Raw genomic sequence first — 21389 nt, forward strand, 5'->3', positions numbered from 1 at the left:
GCGGTACATGAGAGAACGTCGATGAGAGTTGCATTCACACCTGTACACCTGTCAATCTGTTACCGCGTCCTCACCGCCGGTTGTCGTGGCGACGGTGGCGGTGAGCGACCGGAGGGGATGGGGCGCGCGGCGATCGGGTTTCTCCCCCAGGCCCGATCGCCGCGTGCCGCGCCCCTTCCGTCCGTCCGAAGGGAGTCAGCGTGCGTACCGGTCCGCAGTTCCACGCCGACCGCCTCGGGGCCCGGCGATGACCCGCTTCCTCGTGGTGCTCACCGACGTGCGCCCGTTCGAGAGGGGCGGCCGTGACGAGCGGACCAGCCCGGAGCGGCGACGGCAGGTCGTCGGCGCCAGCAGCCGGGAGGCGGCCGACCGGATCGCCGGCGCCTTCATGGCGCTCGGGATGGTGCGTGCCGGCCGGCAGCGGGTGAAGGTGATCGCCGTGGGCCGCCGGCACGCGCGGGACTGACCGTGGCGCATCGCCGTACTTGGCCGCCCGGTGCGCCTCCGGTCGATCACGCACCGTATGCGACCGTTGACCGATTGCGGCGGGGCGCCGTGTCTCAGCGGGTATCGCCCTCGACCCGCCGCCACGCACAGTAAGGTCAACCGGTAGCGATCGGCGTGCGTCCGATCGGAGAGGTGACCGGAGTGACCACCCCAGGCAAGACCCGCGTGGCCGTCGTCTTCGGCGGTCGCAGCCCGGAACACGGCATCTCGGCCGTCAGCGCCGGCAGCGTGATCGGCGCGCTCGACCCGGACGAGTACGAGGTGGTGCCCGTCGGCATCACCCGGGCCGGGCAGTGGGTGCTCACCACCGGCGACCGGGAGCAACTCGCCATCCAGGCCCGGCGTCTGCCGGAGGTCACCGCCGACTCCGGCGTCGACCTGGTGCTGCGCGCCGACCCGACGGGCAGCGGGCTCATGGTGCTCGACCCGGCCGAGGGTCCGCGGGCGCTCGCCGACGTGGACGTGGTCTTTCCCGTGCTGCACGGCGCGTACGGCGAGGACGGCACCATCCAGGGCATGCTCGAGATGGCCGGCATCCCCTACGTGGGGGCGAACGTCTTCGCGTCGGCCGCCGCCATGGACAAGGAGTTCACCAAGAAGCTCTGCGCCGCCGAGGGAATCCCCGTCGGATCGTACGCGGTGCTGCGCAACGGCATGACCCTGAGCGAGGCGGACAAGGAACGGCTCGGGCTGCCGGTCTTCGTGAAGCCGTCCCGCGCGGGCTCGTCCTTCGGCGTGACGAAGGTCAGCGACTGGTCACAGCTGGACGCGGCGGTGGCCACCGCCCGCCAGATCGATCCGAAGGTGCTGGTCGAGGCCGCCGTCGTCGGTCGTGAGGTCGAGTGCGGCGTGCTCGAGGGGGAGGCCGGCGGCGCACCGGAGGCGTCCGTCCTCGCCGAGGTCCGGGTGGTGTCCGACCGCGAGTTCTACGACTTCGAGGCCAAGTACCTCGACGACGTGTGCGAGTACGACATCCCGGCGAACCTCCCGGAGCGGGTCACCCGGCAGGTGCAGGAGTACGCGACCCGCGCGTTCACCGCGCTGGACTGCGCCGGGCTGGCACGAGCCGATTTCTTCGTCACCCCGGAGTTGGACGTCTACCTCAACGAGGTCAACACGATGCCGGGCTTCACCCCGTCGTCGATGTTCCCGCGGATGTGGGCCGCGGCGGGCCTCGAATACCCGAAGCTGGTCGACCGCCTGATTCGGACCGCCCTCAGCCGCGGTGTCGGCCTGCACTGACCGGCCGCATCGGGCGTCGCCGGCCGTGACCGTGCCCGTGGCGCCCGCCCGGCGGGTGCCACGGGCTCACACGGGGTCAGCCCCGGCAGCCGGCCGGAATGTCGCCACCCGAGGGCACCGTGGCCACGATGGTGTCGGAGATCGGGGCCACCCACTGCAACGGCTGGTCGTAGGCGCGCGGCACCCGGACCGACACCGCGGTCTCCCGGTCGAGGGTGGTGAGCACGGTGGCGTCCGCCTGCTCCTCCGCGTACCAGCAGACCTTGTTCACGGCCCACACGTCGGAGGTCGCCGGGATGGCGGGCTCCGCGCCCCCGCAGGTCACCGTGATGGCCGGATCGCCGTACGCGGCGTTCTGCTCGTGGCCGGCGGTGACCGGCCGCTGCCGCAGGTCGCGGAGGTCGTCGGGCATCTGGGACAGCAGGGCGCGGCAGAGCGTGGCCGGGCGGGCGGCCAGCGCCGGGGCGGCCATCTCCACGGGGGCCGTCGACTGCGCCCGGGCCGTGGTCGCCGACGGGCTGGGGGCGGGCGCCGGGTCGTCCGGGGCGAGCTGGGCGAACGTGATCCCGGCCACCAGCAGCGTGATGGGCAGCGCCACCAGCGTCGCGATCAGGGCGGCGCGCCGGTTGGTCCGGTCCGCGCCCGGCCGGGTCTCGGCGGCCGGCTCCGGGCGCTCGTCGGCCCGGTCGCCGTCCACGGGGGTAGTAGTGATCTTGTCCACTTACAGGCGCACCACCGAACACGTGAGGGTGCGGGTGATGCCGGGCACCATCTGCACCTTGCTGACGATGAGTTTGCCCAGCTCGTCGACGGTGTTCGCCTCGGTGAGGACGACCACGTCGTACGGGCCGGTGACGGCGTCGACGCGCACCACGCCGGCGAGGTCCGCGATGAGACCGGCCACGTCACGCGCGCGGCCGACCTCGGTCTGGATGAGGATGTACGCCTGAACCACGACTCGACCTCCCTCCGTCGCCGCATCGAGCGGCCTGAAGGGTGAAACTACCGTACGGTGCAGGTCCGATCCCTATCGGTGGTCGAGGAGAAGCGGTGAGCGAGCACGGCGGGGCCGGGCGGCAGGAGCGGAGCGAGGGTGGCGAGGTGAGCGTCGCGGAGGTCGGCGAGTTCGGCCTGATCGAGCGGGTGACCGCCCGCCTGAAGTACGGGCCCGCCACCCTGCTGGGGCCCGGTGACGACGCGGCGGTGATCGCCGCTCCGGACGGTCGGGTCGCGGCGTCGACCGACGTGCTGGTCGAGGGCCGGCACTTCCGGCGGGACTGGGGGAGCGCCCGGGACATCGGGCACCGGGCGGCGGCGGCGAACCTCGCCGACATCGCGGCCATGGGTGCCACCCCGACGGCCCTGCTGGTCGCCCTCTGCATGCCGGCGGACCTCGATCCGAGCTGGGCGGAGGAGCTGGCCGACGGGCTGGCGGCCGAGGCGGCCACCGTCGGTGCGAGCGTGGTGGGCGGCGACATGTCGTCCAGCCCCACGCTGACCATCGCGGTGACGGCGCTCGGCGACCTCGGGGGCCGGCCGCCCGTGACCCGATCCGGCGCGCGTCCGGGGGACGTGCTCGCGCTGGCCGGCCGTACCGGGCACGCCGCGGCCGGGCTGACCGTCCTCTCCCGGGGGTTCCGCACGCCGCGGCTGCTCGTCGAGGCTTACCGCCGGCCGGAGGTGCCGTACGCGGCGGGGCCGCAGGCCGCCGACCTCGGGGCCACCTCGATGATCGACGTGTCGGACGGGCTCGTGGCCGACCTGGGGCACGTGGCGAAGGCCAGCGGGGTCGGGATCGACGTGCGGCGGGACGCCTTCGAGGTGCCCCCGCAGATGCGCGACGCGGCGCAGGCGCTCGGCGCCGACCCGTACGCCTGGCTGCTCGGTGGTGGCGAGGACCACGCGCTCGCCGCCACCTTCCCGCCCGGGGTGACGCTGCCACCGCAGTGGCGTCCGGTCGGCGCCGTGGTGGCCGGGTCGGGGGTGACCGTCGACGGGAAGCCGTACGCCGGAGTGGCCGGCTGGGACCATTTCCGGTAAGGCCCCTCGCTGGTCGTACCCTTTACCGGTGAGCGAGATCGAGATCCACGCCGTGCCGTTCGACGCGCCGGTGGCGCAGCGGCTGATCCGCGCCGCGTTGGCCGACCTCGGAGCCCGGTACGGCGGCAGCGGCGACGAGACGCCGGTGGACCCGGCCGAGTTCGTCCCGCCCGCCGGCGCCTTCCTCGTCGCCCACCTCGACGGTGAGCCGGTGGGCTGCGGCGGCTGGCGCAGTCACGGCGAGACGGGCGAGATCGCCGAGCTGAAGCGGATGTACACGGCGCCCGAGGCCCGGGGCCGCGGCGTGGCCCGCGCGGTGCTGGCGGCGGTCGAGCAGTCCGCCCGCGACCACGGCCGCAAGCGGATGGTCCTGGAGTGCGGCGACCGGCAGCCCGAGGCGATCGCCATGTACGGCTCGGCCGGCTACGAGCGGATCCCGAACTTCGGCTACTACCGGGACGAACCGGGCTGTATCTCCTTCGGCCGCACCCTGTGATCCAGCGCGACCGTTCCTGAGCGGCGGCGCGGCCGTGCCTGGGCGGCGCGGCGTGCCTGGGCGGCGCGGCCGGCGTGCCGTGCCGGGACGGCGACCCGCTCAGACGGTGACGATCCGGATCTGGTCCGCGGCCTTGGCGGCCACGGCGGTCGCCTCGGTCGCGTCGGCGCCCCAGGCCAGCACGTGACCGCTGCGGGCCAGCGAGTTGGTCACCTCGCCGACCGTGGCGCCCGGCGCGACGTCGAGCTGCACGTTCAGCACGCCCGAGACCCGGCGCGCCGCCCGTACGCCGTCGACGCCGGTCACGGTGCCCGGCGGAGCGAGCAGGAACTCCACGGCGGCTCCGCCCGTGGGCCGGGCCGGCAGTACGGGCCGCTCGCCGCGCAGCGTCCGCAGGTACGCCTCGATGAAGCCGCACTCGTACGCGACCGAGATGAGGGCGGTGATCATGTCGCCGGGGAGCCGGGCGGCGCACTCGATGAGGGTCGGTACGCCGTCGGCCACCATCCACTCGCTGTGCAGCACACCGGTGCGAAAGCCGGACGCCCCGGCGAGCCGGGTCGCCGCGTCGAGCAGCTCCCGCCGGACACCGTCGGGCAGCAGGGACGGAACGGTGTGCCCCGTCTCCACCGGGCGTCGCCCGGGCTGGACCCGCTTGTCGGTCACGTTGCCGAAGATGACCTCGCCGTCGGCGACCAGCAGCTCCACGCTGTGCTCCCGGCCGTCGAGCACCTGCTCGACGAGGACGGCGGTGGGCAGACCGCGATCGGTGGACTCGGGCGTCTCCGCCGGGGTCGCCGTCTCGGCCCAGGAGGCGACGACCTGGTCGGGGTCGGTGAGGATCTGCACGCCGAGGCTGCCGGAGCGGCGGGTCGGCTTCAACACGCACCGGCCGCCGTGGCGGCGGGCGAACGCCGTGGCGGCCGCGGGATCGTCGACCAGTTCGAACGCCGGGTTGGCGAGGCCGGCCTCGGTCGCCAGCAGCCGCATCCGGTGCTTGTCGGAGAAGACGTCCGCGGCGGCGGTCCCGGCGCCGGGCAGGCCGAGCGCCTCGGCGAGCCGGGCCGCGGCGCCCACCGCGTACTCCATGCCGGGCATCACCAGCCGGGCCGCGGCGAGCCCGGGCTCGCGGGCGAGCAGCGCGGCGGCGTCCAGGCCGGTCTGGTACTCGGCGGGGACGACCCGGGACAGGAAGGGCAGCCGACCCACGAGCGCCTCGACGTCGCGGCGGCGGATCACGTCCGGTTCCTCGACGAGCACCACGCTGTCGGTGGGCAGGTCGTCGACGAACCAGCGCAGCATGCCGTGCGAGGTGCCGATGATGATCAGATGCTCCCGGCCCAGGTCCAGCCGCACGATGGCCCTCCCCACGGTCGTCGCGCCCGGTCCGGCGGTCGGCGCAGGGAGAACCTAACGGAACGTACGGCAGCGGTCCACGATGCGTCGCCTACCCGTCACCGGGCACCGGCACGCCGTTGAACGACCCGTCGTTGATCGACTCGTCGTCGAGCCGTCTCGATCCACTCCGTTCCGGCGATGTGGCGCGGTCCCGGGGCGCCGGACACCGCCACATCGGCGAAACGGTGTCGATCAAGCCCCGGCAGGGCCGCGGATGCCGTGACGTCGCCACGTCCGGTCGTCCCGTCGTCCCGGCAGTCGGAGAGGGCACACATGGCAGAAGCCGGCGGACCGATGGGTCCGCCGGCTGTGCCGTCGATCAGGTGGTCTGCTGCCGGGTCAGGCGCGGGTGACCTTGCCCGCCTTGATGCACGAGGTGCAGACCTGCATCTTCTTGGTGGTGCCGCCACCGGCCGGGGTACGCACCGACTGGATGTTCGGGTTCCAGCGGCGGTTGGTCCGCCGGTGCGAGTGGGACACGTTGTGGCCGAAGCCCGGTCCCTTGCCACAGACGTCGCACACGCTAGCCACGGGATACTCCTGGGATTGAATCGTTCATGAGGTCGCCGGCGCAGCCGCTGCCCGGGCAACCTGGCCAGGTTACCCGATGACCGGCCGGTCCGCCCAACCGGGCTGCCGTACCGGCGTCCGCCCCGGCCTGCGACCGGAGCCGCCGGGCACCGGCCCCGGCCTGCGACCGGAGCGGCCGGCGCGCGGGGGACACGCCGGACGAGCCCGGCGGCTGTCGGCGTACGCCAGTAGGCTTCTCGCCGTGCTGGAGACCCTCGACGCCGCTGCGGTCCGCCGCTGGTGCACGGGCGGGCTCGCCGCGCTCCAGCGGCACCAGGCCGAGATCGACCGGCTCAACGTCTACCCGGTGCCCGACGGCGACACCGGGACGAACCTGGTGCTCACCCTCACCTCGGCGCAGCAGGCGCTCGCCATGGATCTGGACACCCTTCCCGACGGCGGTGTGACGCCGCACGGGCACGCGCTGCGGCTGATGGCACGGGGCGCGCTTCTCGGCGCCCGGGGCAACTCCGGGGTGATCCTGTCGCAGATCCTGCGCGGCTTCGCCGACGCGGCGGGCGCGGTGCCGGCGGTACGCGGCCGGGCGCTGGCCGGCGCGCTGCGTGACGCGACCGCCGCCGCCTACACGGCCGTGGCCCGACCGGTGGAGGGCACCGTGCTCACCGTGGTCTCCGCGGCGGCCGCCGCGGCCGAGGGGGCCGACAGCGACGACCTCTGCGCGGTCGCCGGCGCGGCGGCCGGCGCCGCCGCGCTGGCGCTGGCGCGCACCCCGGAGCAGCTTCCGGCGCTGGCCCGGGCCGGCGTGGTCGACGCCGGCGGGCGAGGGCTGTGCCTGCTGCTGGACGCCCTGCTGGAGGTGGTCACGGGGGAGCGGCCGGTGCGGCGGGCGCCCGCGCCGCGGGCCGCCGCCCCGCCGGCCACCGCCGTCCGCGAGACCGGGTCCGAGCAGTACGCGTACGAGGTGCAGTTCCTGCTCGACGCGGAGCGGGAGGCCGTCGACCGGCTGCGGCACGTGCTCGCCGGCCTGGGCGACTCCCTCGTGATCGTCGGTGACGGCGCCGCCGGAGGCACCTGGAACGTGCACGTGCACGTCAACGACGTGGGCGCGGCCATCGAGGCGGGCGTCGACGCCGGCCGGCCGCACCGGATCGCGGTGACCCGCTTCGCCGACCAGGTCGCGTCACCGGCTGCGGCGACCGACGGCCGGGGCGCCGTGGTGGTGGCGCCCGGCGCCGGGATCGCCGAGCTGTTCGGCGGCGAGGGCGCCACCGTGGTGCCGGGCAACCCGTCCACCGGCGAGCTGCTGGACGCCATCCGCGCCACGGGCGCCGCCCGGGTCGTGGTGCTGCCCAACGACCCGAACACGCAGGCCGTGGCGAACGCCGCCGCCAAGGAGGCGCACCGGCTCGGGGTCAAGGTCAGCGTGGTGCCCACCCGGTCCCCGGTGCAGGCGCTGGCCGCCCTCGCGGTGCGCGATCCGGGGCGCCGTTTCGAGGACGACGTCATCGCGATGGCCGAGGCGGCCGGCGCCTGCCGCTACGCCGAGGTGTGCCACGCGAGCCGGGAGGCGCTCACCGTGGCGGGGCCCTGCCGGCCGGGCGACGTGCTCGCCCTGGTCGAGGGGGAGGTGCACCTCATCGGCGCCGACCTGGTCGACACCTGCGTCGCGGTGGTCGACCGGATGCTCGGCGGCGGCGGCGAGCTTGTCACCCTGATCTCCGGGGCGGACGCCCCGGCCGGCCTCGTGGACGCCGTCCGCGCACACGTGGGGCAGCGCTGGCCCTTCGTCGAGGTGCACGCGTATCCGGGCGGGCAACCGCACTACCCGCTCCTGGTGGGGGTCGAATGAGCGAGCTGGGCGCCGAGCCGGGGGCGACCGTCGACACGCCGCTGAAGAAGCTGGTCGGGGAGAAGACGGCCAAGGCCCTGGCGAGTCACCTCGACCTGCACACCGCGGGCGACCTCATCTACCACTTCCCGCGCCGCTACGACGAGCGCGGCGAGCACACCGACATCCGGTCGCTGGCGGTCGGCGAGCAGGTGACGGTGCTGGCCCAGGTGCAGCGCACGGCGGTGCGGCCGATGCGCCAGCGCCGGGGCAACCTGCTCGAGGTCACCGTGGGCGACGGTTCGGGAGGGGTGCTCACCCTCACCTTCTTCGGCAACCAGGCGTGGCGGGAGCGCGAGCTGCGGCCGGGGCGCTGGGGGCTCTTCGCCGGCAAGGTCACCGAGTTCCGGGGCAAGCGCCAGCTCAACGGCCCCGAGTACGTGCTCCTCGGGGAGGGCGGTGACGGCGAGGCGGCGGCCAGCGAGGAGATCGAGGAGTTCGCGGGCGCGCTGATCCCGGTCTACCCGGCGGCGGCGGCCGTGCCGACCTGGGTGATCGCCCGGTGCGTCCGGGTAGTGCTGGACACCTTCACCCCGCCGGAGGACCCGCTGCCCGCGACGGTCCGCGCCACCCGCAACCTCGTGGGGTTGGGCGCCGCCCTGCGGGAGATCCACCGGCCGTCCAGCAAGGAGGAGCTCTACCGCGCCCGACGCCGGCTCAAGTGGGACGAGGCGTTCGCCGTGCAGCTCACGCTGGTGCAGCGCAAGCACCGCGCGGCCGACTGGCCGGCGCGGCCCCGCCCGGGGCGGGCGTCCGGGCTGCTGGACGCCTTCGACGCGCGGCTGCCCTACGAGCTGACGTCCGGCCAACGCGACGTGGGTCGGGAGATCGCGGCCGACCTGGCCACCCCGCACCCGATGCACCGGCTGTTGCAGGGTGAGGTCGGCTCGGGCAAGACGGTGGTCGCGCTGCGCGCGATGCTCCAGGTGGTGGACGCCGGCGGGCAGGCGGCGCTGCTCGCGCCGACCGAGGTGCTCGCCGCCCAGCACCACCGCGGCATCCTCGACCTGCTGGGCCCGCTCGGCCGGGCCGGTGAGCTGGACGCCGTGGCCGACGCCACCCGGGTGGAGCTGGTCACCGGCTCGCTCGGCGCGGCGGCCCGGCGGCGGGCGTTGGCCGAGGTGGCGCAGGGCCGCGCCGGGATCGTGGTGGGCACGCACGCCCTGCTCTACGAGGGCGTCGACTTCGCCGACCTGGGGCTCGTGGTGGTCGACGAGCAGCACCGGTTCGGGGTGGAGCAGCGGGACGCGCTGCGGGCCAAGGCCGACCAGCCTCCGCACGTGCTCGTCATGACGGCCACGCCGATCCCGCGCACGGTGGCGATGACCGTCTACGGCGACCTGGAGACCTCCACCCTCTCGCAACTGCCCCGGGGCCGGTCGCCGATCGCCTCGCACGTGGTGCCGGCCGCCGAGAAGCCGGCCTTCTTGGACCGCGCCTGGCGGCGGCTGCGCGAGGAGGTGGGCGCGGGGCACCAGGCGTACGTGGTGTGCCCGCGGATCGGTGACGGCCCGGCCAGCGAGGAGGAGGCGCCGCGGGAGGACGACTCCGGCCGGCGGCCGCCGCTCGCGGTCACGGAGGTGGCGCCGTTGCTCGCCGAGGGTCCGCTGCACGGCCTGCGGATCGGTGTCCTGCACGGACGGCTGCCGGCCGACGAGAAGGACGCCGTGATGCGCTCGTTCGCGGCCGGGCAGCTCGACGTGCTGGTCGCCACCACGGTGGTCGAGGTCGGGGTGGACGTGCCGAACGCCACCGTGATGATCGTGTTGGACGCGGACCGCTTCGGCGTCTCCCAACTGCACCAGCTGCGCGGCCGGGTGGGCCGTGGCGCGGCGGCGGGGCTCTGCCTTCTCGTGACCGAGGCGCCGGAGGGCAGCCCCGCCCGGGAACGGCTCGACGCCGTGGCGTCCACCACGGACGGCTTCAAGCTCGCCGAACTCGACCTGGAGCAGCGCCGGGAGGGCGACGTGCTGGGAGCCACCCAGTCCGGGCGCCGCTCACACCTGCGCCTGCTGTCCCTGCTGCGCGACGCGGACCTGATCCGGGACGCCCGGGCCGAGGCGATCACGTTGGTCGAGGAGGACCCGGACCTCGCCCGGCACCCCGCCCTGGCCGCCTCGGTGGCCGCGCTCGTGGACGAGGAGCGCGCCGAGTACCTGGAGAAGGGCTGAGCGTCGCCCGGAGCCGGGCGGGGTGCGCCGCCGGCGCGACGCACCCCGGACGCTCAGGCGGTGAACCGGACCCGTCGCCGGCGTGCCACCAGGTACAACGCCGCGCCGCCGAGCAGCAGCAGGCCGGCGCCGGAGGCGAGGCCGCCGGCCGGCACGCCGGTCACGGGGAGCGCGCCGCCGCCGTCCCCGCCGCCGGAGCCACCGGAGCCGCCGCAGTCGGCGGGCTGCTCCCACTCCCAGGGCCCGAAGTAGTCACCGTCGGGATCCCAGTAGTCGTAGGCGGCGACCACGTTCTGTCCCTCGCGGCCCACGAACGTCTCCTCGACGGTCTCACCCGGCTTCACGACCCGCTTGCGGGCCTTGCCGTAGGTGGGGGAGAACGTCACCGTCCAGGTGTCGCCGTCCGGTGGGTCGGTGAAGACCACCGTGAAGCTGTCGCAGGTGGAGCGGGTCGTGATCCGGGCCATGGCGCAGTTGCCCGGGTTCGTCCACCGGTAGGTGGCGAGCGGCTCGGTGGCCCCCACCACGGTGACGCTGACCCCGTCCCAGCCCTCGACCGGGAAGTGCACATCCTTCTTCTCGCCCGCGGCCAGTGTCACGGTCTGCGTCAGGAAGCCGGGCGGGACGGATTCGAGCACCACGTCGACGGCGGGCGCCGTACGCGGGTTGGCCAGGTGGACGTCGATCGCGGCGGCGCAGACCGAGGTGAAGCTGACGCTCGGCGTCGCGGGTGACGTACCGGTGCCGCAGGTGCCGTCGAGCGCCACCACACCCTCGTGGGCCGAGTCCTCGGTGTGGCCGTTGTTCCACTGTGCCCGGACGGTGAGGCGCGCCTCGGTCGCGTCGCCGGGCACGGTCTGGACCCCGACCACCGCCTCGCCCACGGAGTGCGGGAAGGTCCCCTCGGGGCTGGGTGCGAGGGCGCGGACGGAGGTGCCGGCCGGGGCGGCGTCGACGGCCGCGAGACGAAACCGGGTGGCCTCGGGCGGGGTGCTCTCGCTGCGCACCGTCCACCGGACCTGGTAGCTGCCGTCGACGCAGTCCGCCTCGCCCTGGACCGCCGTGTGGTGGGCGCTGGCCGGGGCACCGACGGCGACAACGCCGAGAAGGCCGATCGCCGCCGCCCCGAGGACGGCGAGCGCGCGACGCCGAACGGATCGATCGCTCTTCATGGATTCTCCTGTCGTGGGACGTGCCTCCCGAGAGGAGCCGGCGAGGCCGGGGCGGGCGTCCGATCGACGGCCGTGCGTCCGGCAGGTGGCCAGTTCGTTGCCCGACGGTAGCGACCGGGCGTCGACGCCACGTTCCCCTCCGGGTCCCGCAGCGGTGGGCCGTGGCCTAATCGTGACGTGGAACCGGGCGACCGCGCAGAGACGACGAGGGCGCGCCGACCGTTTCGGTCGACGCGCCCTCGCGGGTCGCTATCGGATCAGGCGGTGAAGCGCACCCGACGCCGGCGGGCGACGAAGAAGAGCACCGCGCCCAGGGCGAGCAGGGCCAGCGCGCCCGCGGCGATGCCGCCGGCCGCCACACCGGTCACCGGCAGGCCGGGCTCCTCGCCACCGGCGCCGCCGCCCCCGCAGGTGCCCTCGGGGGCGTAGACGGCCTCCATCTCCATGTCCAGGTCGGGCAGCGCCACGAGGGCGCTGTCGTCCTTACCGGCCTTGAAGGTCACGGTCTCGGCCTTGCCCGGCTGGACGGTACGGGTCTCGGTCTTGCCGCCGTAGGTGAACTCCACCTTGACCGGCAGGCCACCCTCCGGGTTGGTCGCGGTCAGGCTGAAGTCCTTGCAGTCGGCCTTCGTGGTGATGTCGGGCAGCGGGCAGTCCTCGGGGCGCGCCCACGAGTACGTGCCGTTCTCGATCACCTTCCCGTCGACCAGCACCTCGACCTTGCCGGCGTTCTCGGCGGGCACCACGACGCTGTTGTCGGCCTTGCCGGCCTCGACGGTGACCTTCTTGGACCAGCCGTTCTCGCCCTTGACCTCGAACTCGACCGGGTACTTGCCGTCCTTGCCGTCGTTGCTCAGCGACACGGCGACGGTGCCGTCGCAGTTGGACGCGAAGGTCGAGGCCGGCGTGGTGCAGCTCTTGTCGCCGCCGTTGTACCAGCCCGGCTTGCCGTGCGACCGGTTGCCCGGCGCGCCCGGGGAGCCCAGCTTCTTGTCGTTGTAGCGCGGGCCGCCGTCGGTGATCTCGTCGATGACCTCGTCCTTGCCGCCCCAGATCAGGTCGACCTGGGTGTGGCAGTTCGGGATCTCGACGTTCAGCTCGATCTCGGTCTTGGTCCCGCCGATGGTGTCGGTGTCCGGCGTGCCGTAGACGTACTGCGGGGTGGCGAACTGCGGCCGCGGCGCGAAGTACGAGACCAGCGTGAACGGCTGCTCGCTGCCCTCACAGAGCGGCAGGTCGCCGTCGAGCTTGACGGTGGCGGTGCCCTTCGGGCCGTCGAAGGTGTGGCTGTAGCTCGCCTCGCTGGCGTCCACGCACTTCGGGGCCGGCTTGCACGCCTCGTCGGCGGGCAGGTTGATGGTGCCCACGTCGTCGAACTTCTCGTCGTTGACCACCCACAGGGAGTGCAACTTGAGCGTGGCGGTCTTCGTGTCGGCGGGCACCCGCTGTACGGCCTTCGTGGTGCCGCCGTTGTCGATGACGACGCCCTCGAGCGGCGTCTTGCCGTCCGACTCGAGCACCACGGGGGTGTTCGGGTCGGACGTCACCGTCTGCAGCGTCGCGGCCTTGTCCTTCTCGCTGTTCTCGATCGTCCAGGTGATCACCCGCTCGCCGCTGAGCTGGTCGCACTTGGCGGTCGCGGTGGTGGTGGTGTGGTGCGCACTGGCGGGTGCGGCCAACGCGACCGCCCCGGTGAGGCCGAGCAGGGCGGCCCCCAGGACAGCCAGCGGTCGCCGCAGCGACAGCTTGGTACGGATCACGGGTACTCCCGGGGTGAAAGGAAGCGTTCGGGGGTATCGGCGTCGGGAGGACGGGCCGGACGGTCGCTGGCGGGCGCCGCGCGTCCGGTGAGGACCCTCCCCGCTGCCGTGGCCGGTGTTGCGTCACCGGCACCGGGCAGACCCTAGCGAGATCGCCGTCGTCGTTACAGCGCTCAGCATCCGCTAAGACTGATGTTATGAATTCGAGATCATTGATGTACGTGTGGTGATCAATTCATCGCGCTGACGATATCGACCGGGTCGGCTGCGGACGCCGGCCCATCGCGTAGCGTCGGGGCATGGACAGGAGGAGACGGTGACCCGGATCGTGGCCGGGGCCCTCGGCGGGCGCCGGATCGCCGCGCCGCCCGGCGCCGGCACCCGGCCCACCTCCGACCGTGTGCGGGAGGCGCTGTTCAGCGCGGTGCAGGCGGAGGTCGACCTCGTGGGCGCCCGCTTCGCGGATCTCTACGCCGGTTCCGGCGCCGTCGGGCTCGAGGCGCTGTCCCGGGGCGCCGAGCACGTGCTGCTTGTCGAATCCGATCCGCGGGCGGCCCGCGTGATCCGGGAGAACGTCGCGGCGCTCCGCGCCGCGCCCGCCGCCCGCCTCGTCACCGGCCGGGTCGCGACGGTGCTGGCGGGCGGGCCGGACGGTGAGCCGTACGACGTGGTCTTCGCCGATCCCCCGTACGCCGTGCCGGACGACGAGATCACCGCACTGCTGACCGCCCTCGTGGAGCACGGCTGGCTCGTGCCGGACGGGCTCGTGGTGGTGGAGCGTTCGAGCCGGGGCGACCCGCTCGCCTGGGTGCCGGGGGTCACCGGCGAGCGCAGCCGCCGGTACGGGGAGACCACCCTTTGGTACGGTCGCCGATCATGAGACGTGCGGTGTGTCCCGGCTCGTTCGACCCGGTCACCAACGGACACCTCGACATCATCGGTCGGGCGAGCCGGCTGTTCGACGAGGTGATCGTCGGCGTGCTGGTCAACCAGTCCAAGAGCGGCCTGTTCACCGTCGAGGAGCGGATCGACATGCTCCGGGAGGTGACCGCCTCGTACGACAACGTCCGGGTGGAGTCGTTCCGCGGGCTCCTGGTCGACTTCTGCCGCGCACAACACGCGAGTGTGCTGATCAAGGGTCTGCGGGCGGTCAGCGACTTCGACTACGAACTCCAGATGGCGCAGATGAACATCGGGCTGGCCGGTGTCGAGACGCTGTTCATGCCGACCAACCCGCTCTACTCGTTCCTCTCCTCGAGTCTCGTGAAGGACGTGGCCAAGTGGGGCGGCGACGTCTCGCCGCACGTTCCCGACCGGGTGCGCACCGAGCTCCTGGCCCGCCTGTCCCCGCCACCCCGCTCCTGACCGCACCGTCTTCCGGCAAGCGCCGCGGCGCGCCGGGAAGGCCGCGGGCGGGCGGGTGGCCGGGCGCACGCCATGATGGGTGGAGCGGGAAACCGGCCGGAGCCCGCATCATGTAGGTCGGCCGAAGAACGACAGGAGTGAGGTACCGGTGGACCCGCTCGATCGCATCGACGAACTGATCGCCATGGTGGAGACGGCGCGGTCCGTCCCGATGTCGCGGAACAACTGCATGCTCGACCGGGGCGAGGTGATCGCGGCCCTGGACGAGCTGCGCGCCGAACTCCCCGCCGACCTGCGCCGGGCCGCCGCCCTGCTCGATGAGCGCGACAAGATCATGGAGGCCGGCAAGCGCGAGGCCGACCGGATCATCAGCGAGGGTGAGGCGGAACACGCCCGGTTGGTCTCGGTGAACGAGATCACCGTTTCCGCGGAGCACGAGGGCGCGCGGATCATCGCCGAGGCCCGGGCCGAGGCCCAGCGGCTGCGCGACGAGGTCGACGACTACGTCGACACCGCCCTGGCCAACTTCGAGCAGTTCCTCACCCGGGCGCTGGCCTCGATAGAACGCGGCCGGGACAAGATGCACGCGCTGCGCGAGATCGGCACCTTCGCGGGCGACGAGGCGGAGCGCCCGCTACCCTTCTGAGCGGCACCACAACAGCCGACGCGTACGCGGGCGCGCCCCCGGTTCGACGGTCGGGCGGTCACCCAGGTAACCTCGTATGTCGGCCTCTCACCGGCCGGAGTCTGACTATGCCCAAGCACTCGCCAAGCCCACTCGACCCCAGGTCGCCGCTGGTCCTCGACACGAGAGACCTGCCGCGCCGGCCTGGCGCGTTGCGTACGGTCAAGCGGGTCGTGCCGGCGCCGGCGGACCTCGGCGTGGAGTTGATCGGCGTGCCGGAGGGCGCGGACCTCGACCTCGACCTGAGGCTGGAGTCGGTGTCCGAGGGCGTGCTCGTCTCCGGGACCGTGAGCGGTCCCGTCCGGGGCGAGTGCGGCCGCTGCCTGCGCGAGATCAACGACTCGGTGGCCGTGCGGATCCAGGAGCTGTACGCGTACGAGAACAGCACCACGGACACCACGACCGACGAGGACGAGGTGGGCCGGATGCAGGGCGATCTGATCGACCTGGAGCCGGCACTGCGGGACGCGGTGGTGCTCACGCTGCCGACCAACCCGCTCTGCCGGGAGGACTGCCCAGGCCTGTGCCCCGAGTGTGGGGTGCACTGGGACGATCTGCCGGCCGATCACAGCCACCAGCAGATCGACCCGCGATGGGCCAGCCTGTCGCAATTGACCCGTAAAGAGGAGTAAGAACCGTGGCCGTCCCCAAGCGCAAGATGTCGCGCAGCAACACCCGGGCCCGCCGGGCGCAGTGGAAGACCTCGGCGGTCGCGACCGTGGCGTGCCCGCAGTGCAAGTCCCCGAAGCTGCCGCACGCCGCCTGCTCCGTCTGCGGCACGTACAACGGCCGTCAGGTCCTCGAGGTCTGACCCGGACGCCGAGTGACGCTCCCGACCCCTGGTCGGGCGGCGCGCGCACCCTGGCATTCGCCCGGTGCCCCGGCTCCTTCCGACGCCGACCGGTCCGCTCCGGTCGCCGTCCCGGTGGAGCCGGGCACCGCGCGGATCGCCGTTGACCTCCTCGGCGGGGACGATGCTCCCGCCGTCGTGGTTGACGGCGCTCTGCGGGCCCTGCGCGCCGATCCGGACCTGCACCTGTTGCTCGTCGGCCCGCCGGAGGCTGCCGACGGGCTGATCGACGCCCTCGACCCGGTCCACCGGGTCCGGATCACGGTGCGCCCCGTACGGGACGCGGTCGGCATGGCCGATCACCCCAGCGCCGCGCGGGCGGAGAGCACGGTCCGCGCCGCCGTCGCCGCCCTGCGCGACGGCACCGCCGACGCCCTCGTCTCCGCCGGCTCGACCGGCGCCACCGTCACCGCCGCCGCCCTCGGCCTCGGCCGCTGGCCGGACGTCCGGCGGCCGGCCCTCGTGGCCACCCTGCCGGCGGTCACCGGCCCCGTGGTGCTGCTCGACGTCGGCGGCTCCCTGGAACCCCGTCCGGCCACCCTCGCCCGGCACGCCGTGCTCGGCGCCGCGTACGCCGCCGTGGCGCACGCCGTCGCCGCGCCCCGCGTCGGGCTGCTCTCCGTCGGCACGGAGGCGGGCAAGGGCGACCGAGTCCGCCGGGCCGCCGATCCGGTGCTTGCCGCGGAACCACTGCCGAGCGGAGCCCGCTACGTGGGCCTCGTCGAGGGGTACGACGTCTCGCGCGGCGCGCGCGCCGACGTGGTGGTCACCGACGGGTTCACCGGTAACGTGCTGCTCAAGGCGGTCGAGGGCGCGTACGCGATGGCCGGCGGTCCCCCCGCCAGCGGTGGCGCGCCCCGTGCGGCCGCCCTGCTCGGCGTCGCCGGCACCGTGGTGGTCTGCCACGGCGCCGCGGAGGCCGACGACGTCGCCTCCGGCATCGCGCTCGCCGCCCACCTGTGGCGGCGGCGCGCCATCGACCAGGTCGCCGCGCTGCTCACCGGGCACGCTCCGGTGGGCCATGACCACATCATCGACACCGAGGTAGCCACACCATGAGCAACGACAAGCGGCGGCGGGCGTCCGTCGGTCACCTCGAGGCCGCGTTCGGCGTGTCGCTCGACCCGGACCTGCTGGAGCGCGCCCTCACGCACCGCTCGTACGCGTACGAGAACGGCGGCCTGCCCACGAACGAGCGGCTGGAGTTCCTCGGTGACTCGGTCCTCGGCGTGGTGATCACCACGGCCCTGTTCCACAACCACCCGGACCTGCCCGAGGGCCAGTTGGCCAAGCTACGGGCCAGCGTCGTCAACATGCGGGCGCTCGCCGACGTGGCCCGGGGCCTCGGCCCGGAGGGGCTCGGGGCCTACCTGTTGCTCGGCAAGGGCGAGGAGACCACCGGCGGCCGGGACAAGGCGAGCATCCTCGCCGACACCCTGGAGGCGCTGCTCGGGGCGATCTACCTCCAGTACGGCCTGGACACCGCCTCCATCGTGATCCACCGGCTGTTCGACCCCCTCATGGCGGAGTCGGCCGGTCGGGGCGCCGCGCTGGACTGGAAGACGAGCCTCCAGGAGCTGACGGCGGCGCTCGGGCTGGGTGTGCCCGAGTACCGGATCGAGGGCACCGGCCCGGACCACCTGAAGACGTTCACGGCCTGGGTGGTGGTCGCCGGCAACCGGTACGGCGGCGCCGAGGGGCGGAGCAAGAAGGAAGCCGAGCAGCGGGCCGCCGAGGCGGCCTGGCGGACCCTCACCGAGCAGGCGGAGCAGGCCACGCAGGGCGACGGCGGTGCCAGCGGCGCCCGTGCCGGGGGCGGCAGCAACGGCAACGGCAACGGCACGCGGAACGCCCCGGAGGGCAGCGACCCGTCCGCCGGCGCGTCCGAGACCGCCAAGGAAGGAGCGGCCGGCGCCGGCGCTACCGGCGCCGAGCCGGACGGCGGCGCCACCGACACCGGGTCCGCCCGTGCCTGAGCTGCCCGAGGTCGAGACCATCCGGCAGGGCCTCGCCCCGTGGGTGACCGGCCGGAAGATCGAATCCGTCGAGGTACGTCATCCGCGGGCGGTCCGCCGGCACGCGCCGGGAAGCGCCCACTTCGCCGACGTGCTGGCCGGCCGGACGGTGCTCGACGTACGCCGCCGCGGTAAGTACCTCTGGCTGCCGCTCGACAGCGGCGACGCCGTCGTCGGGCACCTCGGCATGTCCGGCCAGCTGCTGCTGCAACCGGCCGACGCCCCCGACGAGACGCACCTGCGGGTGCGGTTCCGGTTCGCCGACGACGGCCCGGAGCTGCGCTTCGTCGACCAGCGCACGTTCGGTGGTCTCGCGGTGAGCGAGGGCGGCGCGGACCTGCCGCCGGAGATCGCGCACATCGCGCGGGACCCGATGGACCCCGAGTTCTCCGACGCGGCGTTCGTGGCCGCGCTGCGTCGCCGGCGTACCGAGGTGAAGCGGGCGCTGCTCGACCAGACGCTGATCTCCGGCGTGGGCAACATCTACGCCGACGAGGCGCTCTGGCGGGCCCGGCTGCACGGCGCGCGCCCGACCGACGCGTTGACCCGGCCCGCGGCGCAGCGGCTGCTCGGGCACGTCCGGGACGTGCTGGGCGAGGCCATCCGGTCCGGCGGCACGAGCTTCGACACCCTCTACGTCAACGTGAACGGCGAGAGCGGCTACTTCGAGCGGTCGCTCAACGTCTACGGCCGCGAGGGTGAGCCGTGCCGGCGCTGCGGCGCCCCGATCCGCCGGGAACCGTTCATGAACCGGTCCTCGTACAGCTGCCCGCGCTGCCAGCCCCGACCTCGGGGGTCGCTCCGGGGATGACCCCGACCCGCGTCGGGGTGGCTCCGGCGCGTCGGCGCCGGACCCTCCGGTGCGGACCCCGGCGACCCGTCCGTTCGGTGGGTCGGGGCTGGCCGTCCGTCCTCCGGGCCCGGCCCGGGCGGTTCCGGGACGGACCGGGGACGCTCCCGGATGTCCACGCACCGTCACCTCCCTAACGTCGGCAGCGACGACAGGGGGGTCGACGTGGCGGGGGGACCGGACATGGGCGCGAGACCGGTGACGGTGCGGTTGGCGCGGTGGAGCGCCGAGCATCCGTGGCGTGCCATCGGGCTGTGGGTGGTGTTCGTGGCGGTGTGCTTCGTGGGGGGCACCGCCGCCGGCCTCAACGAGGCGACCGACGCCGACCAGGCGATCGGCGAGTCCGGCCGGGCCGGGCTGATCGCGGACGCCGGTGACTTCCACGAGCCGGCCGTGGAGAACATCCTGATCACCGCCCGGTCCGGCACGCTCGACCCGGCGGCCGCCCGGGCGGCCGCCGACGACGCGGCGAGCCGGCTGCGCGGTGTCACCGGCGTGGCCGGGGTGGGGCAGCCGGTGCCGGCGCGGGACGGGTCGGCGCTGCTGCTGCCCATCACCATGTCCGGCGATCCGGAGACCGCGTCCGACCGGGTGCAGCCGCTGCACGACGCCACCGCCGGCGTGCAGGACGCCCACCCGCTGGTGCGTGTCGAGCAGGTCGGCGGGCCGTCGATCGGCAAGGCGCTGGACGACACCCTGGGCAAGGACTTCAAGCGGGCCGAGCTGCTCAGCCTGCCGGTCACGCTCGCAATCCTGATCGTCGCCTTCGGCGCCCTGATCGCGGCCGGCGTGCCGGTGCTGCTCGCCCTCTCCTCGGTGGCGGCCGCCATGGGCCTCTCCACCCTGGCGTCGCACCTGGTGCCGGCGACCGACGTCACGGCCAGCGTCATCCTGCTCATCGGCATGGCCGTCGGCGTCGACTACTCGCTGTTCTACGTGCGCCGGGAACGGGAGGAACGGGCGAAGGGACGCTCCGGGCTGGACGCTGTGGAGATCGCGGCGGAGACGTCCGGCCACGCCGTGGTGGTCTCCGGCGTCGCCGTGATCATCTCGATGGCCGGGCTGCTCCTCGCCAACGACGCCGTCTTCTCGTCCCTCGCCGTGGGGTCGATCCTCGTGGTGGCGGTGGCCGTGACCGGCTCCCTGACGGTCCTGCCCGCGCTGCTGGCCAAGCTCGGCCGCTGGGTCGACCGGCCCCGGGTGCCGCTGCTGTGGCGGTTGACCGCGCCGCGTACGGGGCGGCACGGCCGGCCGGCGGCGCCGCGGTTGTGGCCGGCGCTGCTACGCCCCGCGCTGCGGGCGCCCGTGGCCACACTGGTGATCGCGGTCGGCCTGCTGCTGGCCCTCGCCGCGCCGGCGCTCGGCATGAAGCTGAAGTTCCCCGGGATGGAGGACCTGCCGCGCAGCACGCCGGCCATGCAGGCGTACGACCGGCTGACCGCGGCCTTCCCGAGCAACGGCACGAGCCACCTGGTGGCGGTGCGGGCGCCCGCCGCCGAGGCGGCCCGGGTGCGCGCGGCGCTCACCGACCTGGCCGGTCGCGCCGGTGGCGACCCGCTCTTCGCCCCGGTGGAGGCGGACGGCCCGAAGATCCGGGTGTCGGACGACGGGACGGTGTCCGTGCTGGACGTGGCGACCCCGTACGCCAGCCGCGACGACAGGGCGGTCGACTCGCTGCACAGGCTGCGGAACGAGCTGGCCCCGGCCGAGTTGCGCGGGATCCCCGGCGTCGAGTACGCGGTCGGCGGGGGCGTGGCGGCCAGCGAGGACTACGCGCAGCACGTCTGGGAGAAGCTGCCTCTCGTGATGGGCTTCGTGCTCGCCCTCACCTTCCTGGTCATGACCCTGACGTTCCGCTCGGTGGTGGTGGCGGTCAGCTCGATCGCGCTGAACCTGCTCTCGGCGGGCGCCTCGTACGGCCTGCTGGTGCTCGTCTTCCAGGGCGGCTGGGCGGACGACCTGCTCGGATTCACCTCGATGGGCGCGATCGTCTCCTGGCTACCGCTGTTCCTGTTCGTGGTGCTGTTCGGCCTCTCCATGGACTACCACGTGTTCGTGGTGAGCCGGATCCGTGAGGGAATCCGCGCCGGGATGTCCAACCGCGAGGCGGTGGCGCACGGCATCACGTCGTCGGCCGGCGTGGTGAGCAGCGCGGCGGTCGTCATGGTCGGCGTCTTCTCGATATTCGCGACGCTGAGCACCATCGACATGAAGCAGCTCGGCATCGGTCTCGCGGCCGCGATCCTGCTCGACGCCACGATCATCCGGGCGGTCGTGCTGCCGGCCCTGATGACCATGCTCGGGGACGCGAACTGGTGGGCGCCGCGGTTCCTGCGCGGCCGGCCCGCCGCGACGCCGAACGATCCGCCGGAGCCAGAGCGGGAGCTGGCGACCGTCCGCTGAGCCGTCGGGTCGAGGC

General features: G+C 73.9%; 21 protein-coding genes. 15 read left to right on the forward strand and 6 right to left on the reverse strand.

Going from position 1 to position 21389, the window contains the following annotated elements; all coding sequences use genetic code 11:
* Positions 1-247 precede the first annotated feature (247 nt).
* Both ACSNOA_RS08310 and ACSNOA_RS08315 read left to right on the forward strand, forming a co-directional pair.
* Positions 248-466 (forward strand): hypothetical protein, encoded by a 219-nt coding sequence (locus tag ACSNOA_RS08310; RefSeq protein WP_436657351.1) that lies wholly within the window; start codon positions 248-250, stop codon positions 464-466.
* Positions 467-648: 182 nt separating this feature from the next.
* Positions 649-1749 (forward strand): D-alanine--D-alanine ligase family protein, encoded by a 1101-nt coding sequence (locus ACSNOA_RS08315; protein ID WP_436657352.1) that lies wholly within the window; start codon positions 649-651, stop codon positions 1747-1749.
* Between the two features lie 76 nt (positions 1750-1825).
* Here ACSNOA_RS08315 and ACSNOA_RS08320 read toward each other — a convergent pair whose 3' ends face one another.
* Positions 1826-2461: a DUF3515 family protein gene (locus ACSNOA_RS08320; protein WP_436658347.1), complete on the reverse strand. Its 636-nt coding sequence runs from the start codon at positions 2459-2461 to the stop codon at positions 1826-1828.
* 9 nt (positions 2462-2470) lie between these two features.
* Positions 2471-2704, reverse strand: coding sequence for an Lrp/AsnC ligand binding domain-containing protein (locus tag ACSNOA_RS08325; protein ID WP_013284547.1), 234 nt, complete (start codon positions 2702-2704; stop codon positions 2471-2473).
* Between the two features lie 146 nt (positions 2705-2850).
* On the opposite strand from ACSNOA_RS08325, the gene ACSNOA_RS08330 reads away from it, so the two are divergent.
* Both ACSNOA_RS08330 and ACSNOA_RS08335 read left to right on the forward strand, forming a co-directional pair.
* Positions 2851-3789 (forward strand): thiamine-phosphate kinase, encoded by a 939-nt coding sequence (locus tag ACSNOA_RS08330; protein WP_436658348.1) that lies wholly within the window; start codon positions 2851-2853, stop codon positions 3787-3789.
* 28 nt (positions 3790-3817) lie between these two features.
* The gene (locus ACSNOA_RS08335) at positions 3818-4285 is read left to right on the forward strand and encodes a GNAT family N-acetyltransferase (protein ID WP_436657353.1); all 468 of its coding nucleotides are present in this window, start codon (positions 3818-3820) and stop codon (positions 4283-4285) included.
* Positions 4286-4384: 99 nt separating this feature from the next.
* On the opposite strand, the gene ACSNOA_RS08340 is transcribed toward ACSNOA_RS08335, so the two are convergent.
* Together ACSNOA_RS08340 and rpmB are read right to left on the reverse strand one after the other, a co-directional pair.
* Entirely contained in the window at positions 4385-5641 is a 1257-nt protein-coding gene (locus tag ACSNOA_RS08340) for an ATP-grasp domain-containing protein (protein ID WP_436657354.1), read from the reverse strand.
* Positions 5642-6022: 381 nt separating this feature from the next.
* Entirely contained in the window at positions 6023-6214 is a 192-nt protein-coding gene (gene rpmB, locus ACSNOA_RS08345; RefSeq protein ID WP_073832489.1) for a 50S ribosomal protein L28, read from the reverse strand.
* Between the two features lie 241 nt (positions 6215-6455).
* Here rpmB and ACSNOA_RS08350 point away from each other — a divergent pair, with 241 nt between their 5' ends.
* On the forward strand, positions 6456-8063 hold the full coding sequence (locus ACSNOA_RS08350) for a DAK2 domain-containing protein (protein ID WP_436657355.1): 1608 nt from the start codon (positions 6456-6458) through the stop codon (positions 8061-8063).
* Entirely contained in the window at positions 8060-10273 is a 2214-nt protein-coding gene (gene recG, locus ACSNOA_RS08355) for an ATP-dependent DNA helicase RecG (protein WP_436657356.1), read from the forward strand. Before ACSNOA_RS08350 ends, recG begins: the two co-directional genes overlap by 4 nt.
* Before the next feature lie 53 nt (positions 10274-10326).
* On the opposite strand, the gene ACSNOA_RS08360 is transcribed toward recG, so the two are convergent.
* Both ACSNOA_RS08360 and ACSNOA_RS08365 read right to left on the reverse strand, forming a co-directional pair.
* Positions 10327-11445, reverse strand: coding sequence for a hypothetical protein (locus ACSNOA_RS08360; protein ID WP_436657357.1), 1119 nt, complete (start codon positions 11443-11445; stop codon positions 10327-10329).
* Between the two features lie 257 nt (positions 11446-11702).
* Positions 11703-13205, reverse strand: coding sequence for a cell wall anchor protein (locus ACSNOA_RS08365; RefSeq protein ID WP_436657358.1), 1503 nt, complete (start codon positions 13203-13205; stop codon positions 11703-11705).
* A 316-nt stretch (positions 13206-13521) separates the two neighbouring features.
* Between ACSNOA_RS08365 and rsmD the strand changes: the two genes are divergently transcribed.
* From rsmD to ACSNOA_RS08410, 9 genes are all read left to right on the forward strand, one after another.
* On the forward strand, positions 13522-14085 hold the full coding sequence (gene rsmD, locus ACSNOA_RS08370) for a 16S rRNA (guanine(966)-N(2))-methyltransferase RsmD (RefSeq protein WP_436657359.1): 564 nt from the start codon (positions 13522-13524) through the stop codon (positions 14083-14085).
* Positions 14082-14570 (forward strand): pantetheine-phosphate adenylyltransferase, encoded by a 489-nt coding sequence (gene coaD / locus ACSNOA_RS08375; RefSeq protein ID WP_436657360.1) that lies wholly within the window; start codon positions 14082-14084, stop codon positions 14568-14570. The genes rsmD and coaD overlap by 4 nt, the downstream gene beginning before the upstream one ends.
* A 148-nt stretch (positions 14571-14718) precedes the next feature.
* Positions 14719-15216 (forward strand): hypothetical protein, encoded by a 498-nt coding sequence (locus ACSNOA_RS08380; RefSeq protein WP_436657361.1) that lies wholly within the window; start codon positions 14719-14721, stop codon positions 15214-15216.
* 107 nt (positions 15217-15323) lie between these two features.
* Positions 15324-15887 (forward strand): YceD family protein, encoded by a 564-nt coding sequence (locus ACSNOA_RS08385; RefSeq protein ID WP_436657362.1) that lies wholly within the window; start codon positions 15324-15326, stop codon positions 15885-15887.
* 5 nt (positions 15888-15892) lie between these two features.
* On the forward strand, positions 15893-16066 hold the full coding sequence (gene rpmF, locus ACSNOA_RS08390; protein ID WP_436657363.1) for a 50S ribosomal protein L32: 174 nt from the start codon (positions 15893-15895) through the stop codon (positions 16064-16066).
* A gap of 114 nt (positions 16067-16180) precedes the next feature.
* The gene (locus ACSNOA_RS08395; RefSeq protein ID WP_436657364.1) at positions 16181-17164 is read left to right on the forward strand and encodes a phosphate acyltransferase PlsX; all 984 of its coding nucleotides are present in this window, start codon (positions 16181-16183) and stop codon (positions 17162-17164) included.
* On the forward strand, positions 17161-18081 hold the full coding sequence (gene rnc, locus ACSNOA_RS08400) for a ribonuclease III (RefSeq protein WP_436657365.1): 921 nt from the start codon (positions 17161-17163) through the stop codon (positions 18079-18081). Before ACSNOA_RS08395 ends, rnc begins: the two co-directional genes overlap by 4 nt.
* Positions 18074-18931: a bifunctional DNA-formamidopyrimidine glycosylase/DNA-(apurinic or apyrimidinic site) lyase gene (gene mutM / locus ACSNOA_RS08405; protein WP_436657366.1), complete on the forward strand. Its 858-nt coding sequence runs from the start codon at positions 18074-18076 to the stop codon at positions 18929-18931. Before rnc ends, mutM begins: the two co-directional genes overlap by 8 nt.
* Positions 18932-19153: 222 nt before the next feature.
* Complete coding sequence (locus tag ACSNOA_RS08410; protein WP_436657367.1) at positions 19154-21373, forward strand: MMPL family transporter; 2220 nt, start codon at positions 19154-19156, stop codon at positions 21371-21373.
* The last annotated feature ends 16 nt before the right edge of the window (positions 21374-21389 follow it).

Origin of the sequence: Micromonospora sp. URMC 103 (genome assembly GCF_051386435.1) — a bacterium.
Lineage (GTDB): Bacteria > Actinomycetota > Actinomycetes > Mycobacteriales > Micromonosporaceae > Micromonospora.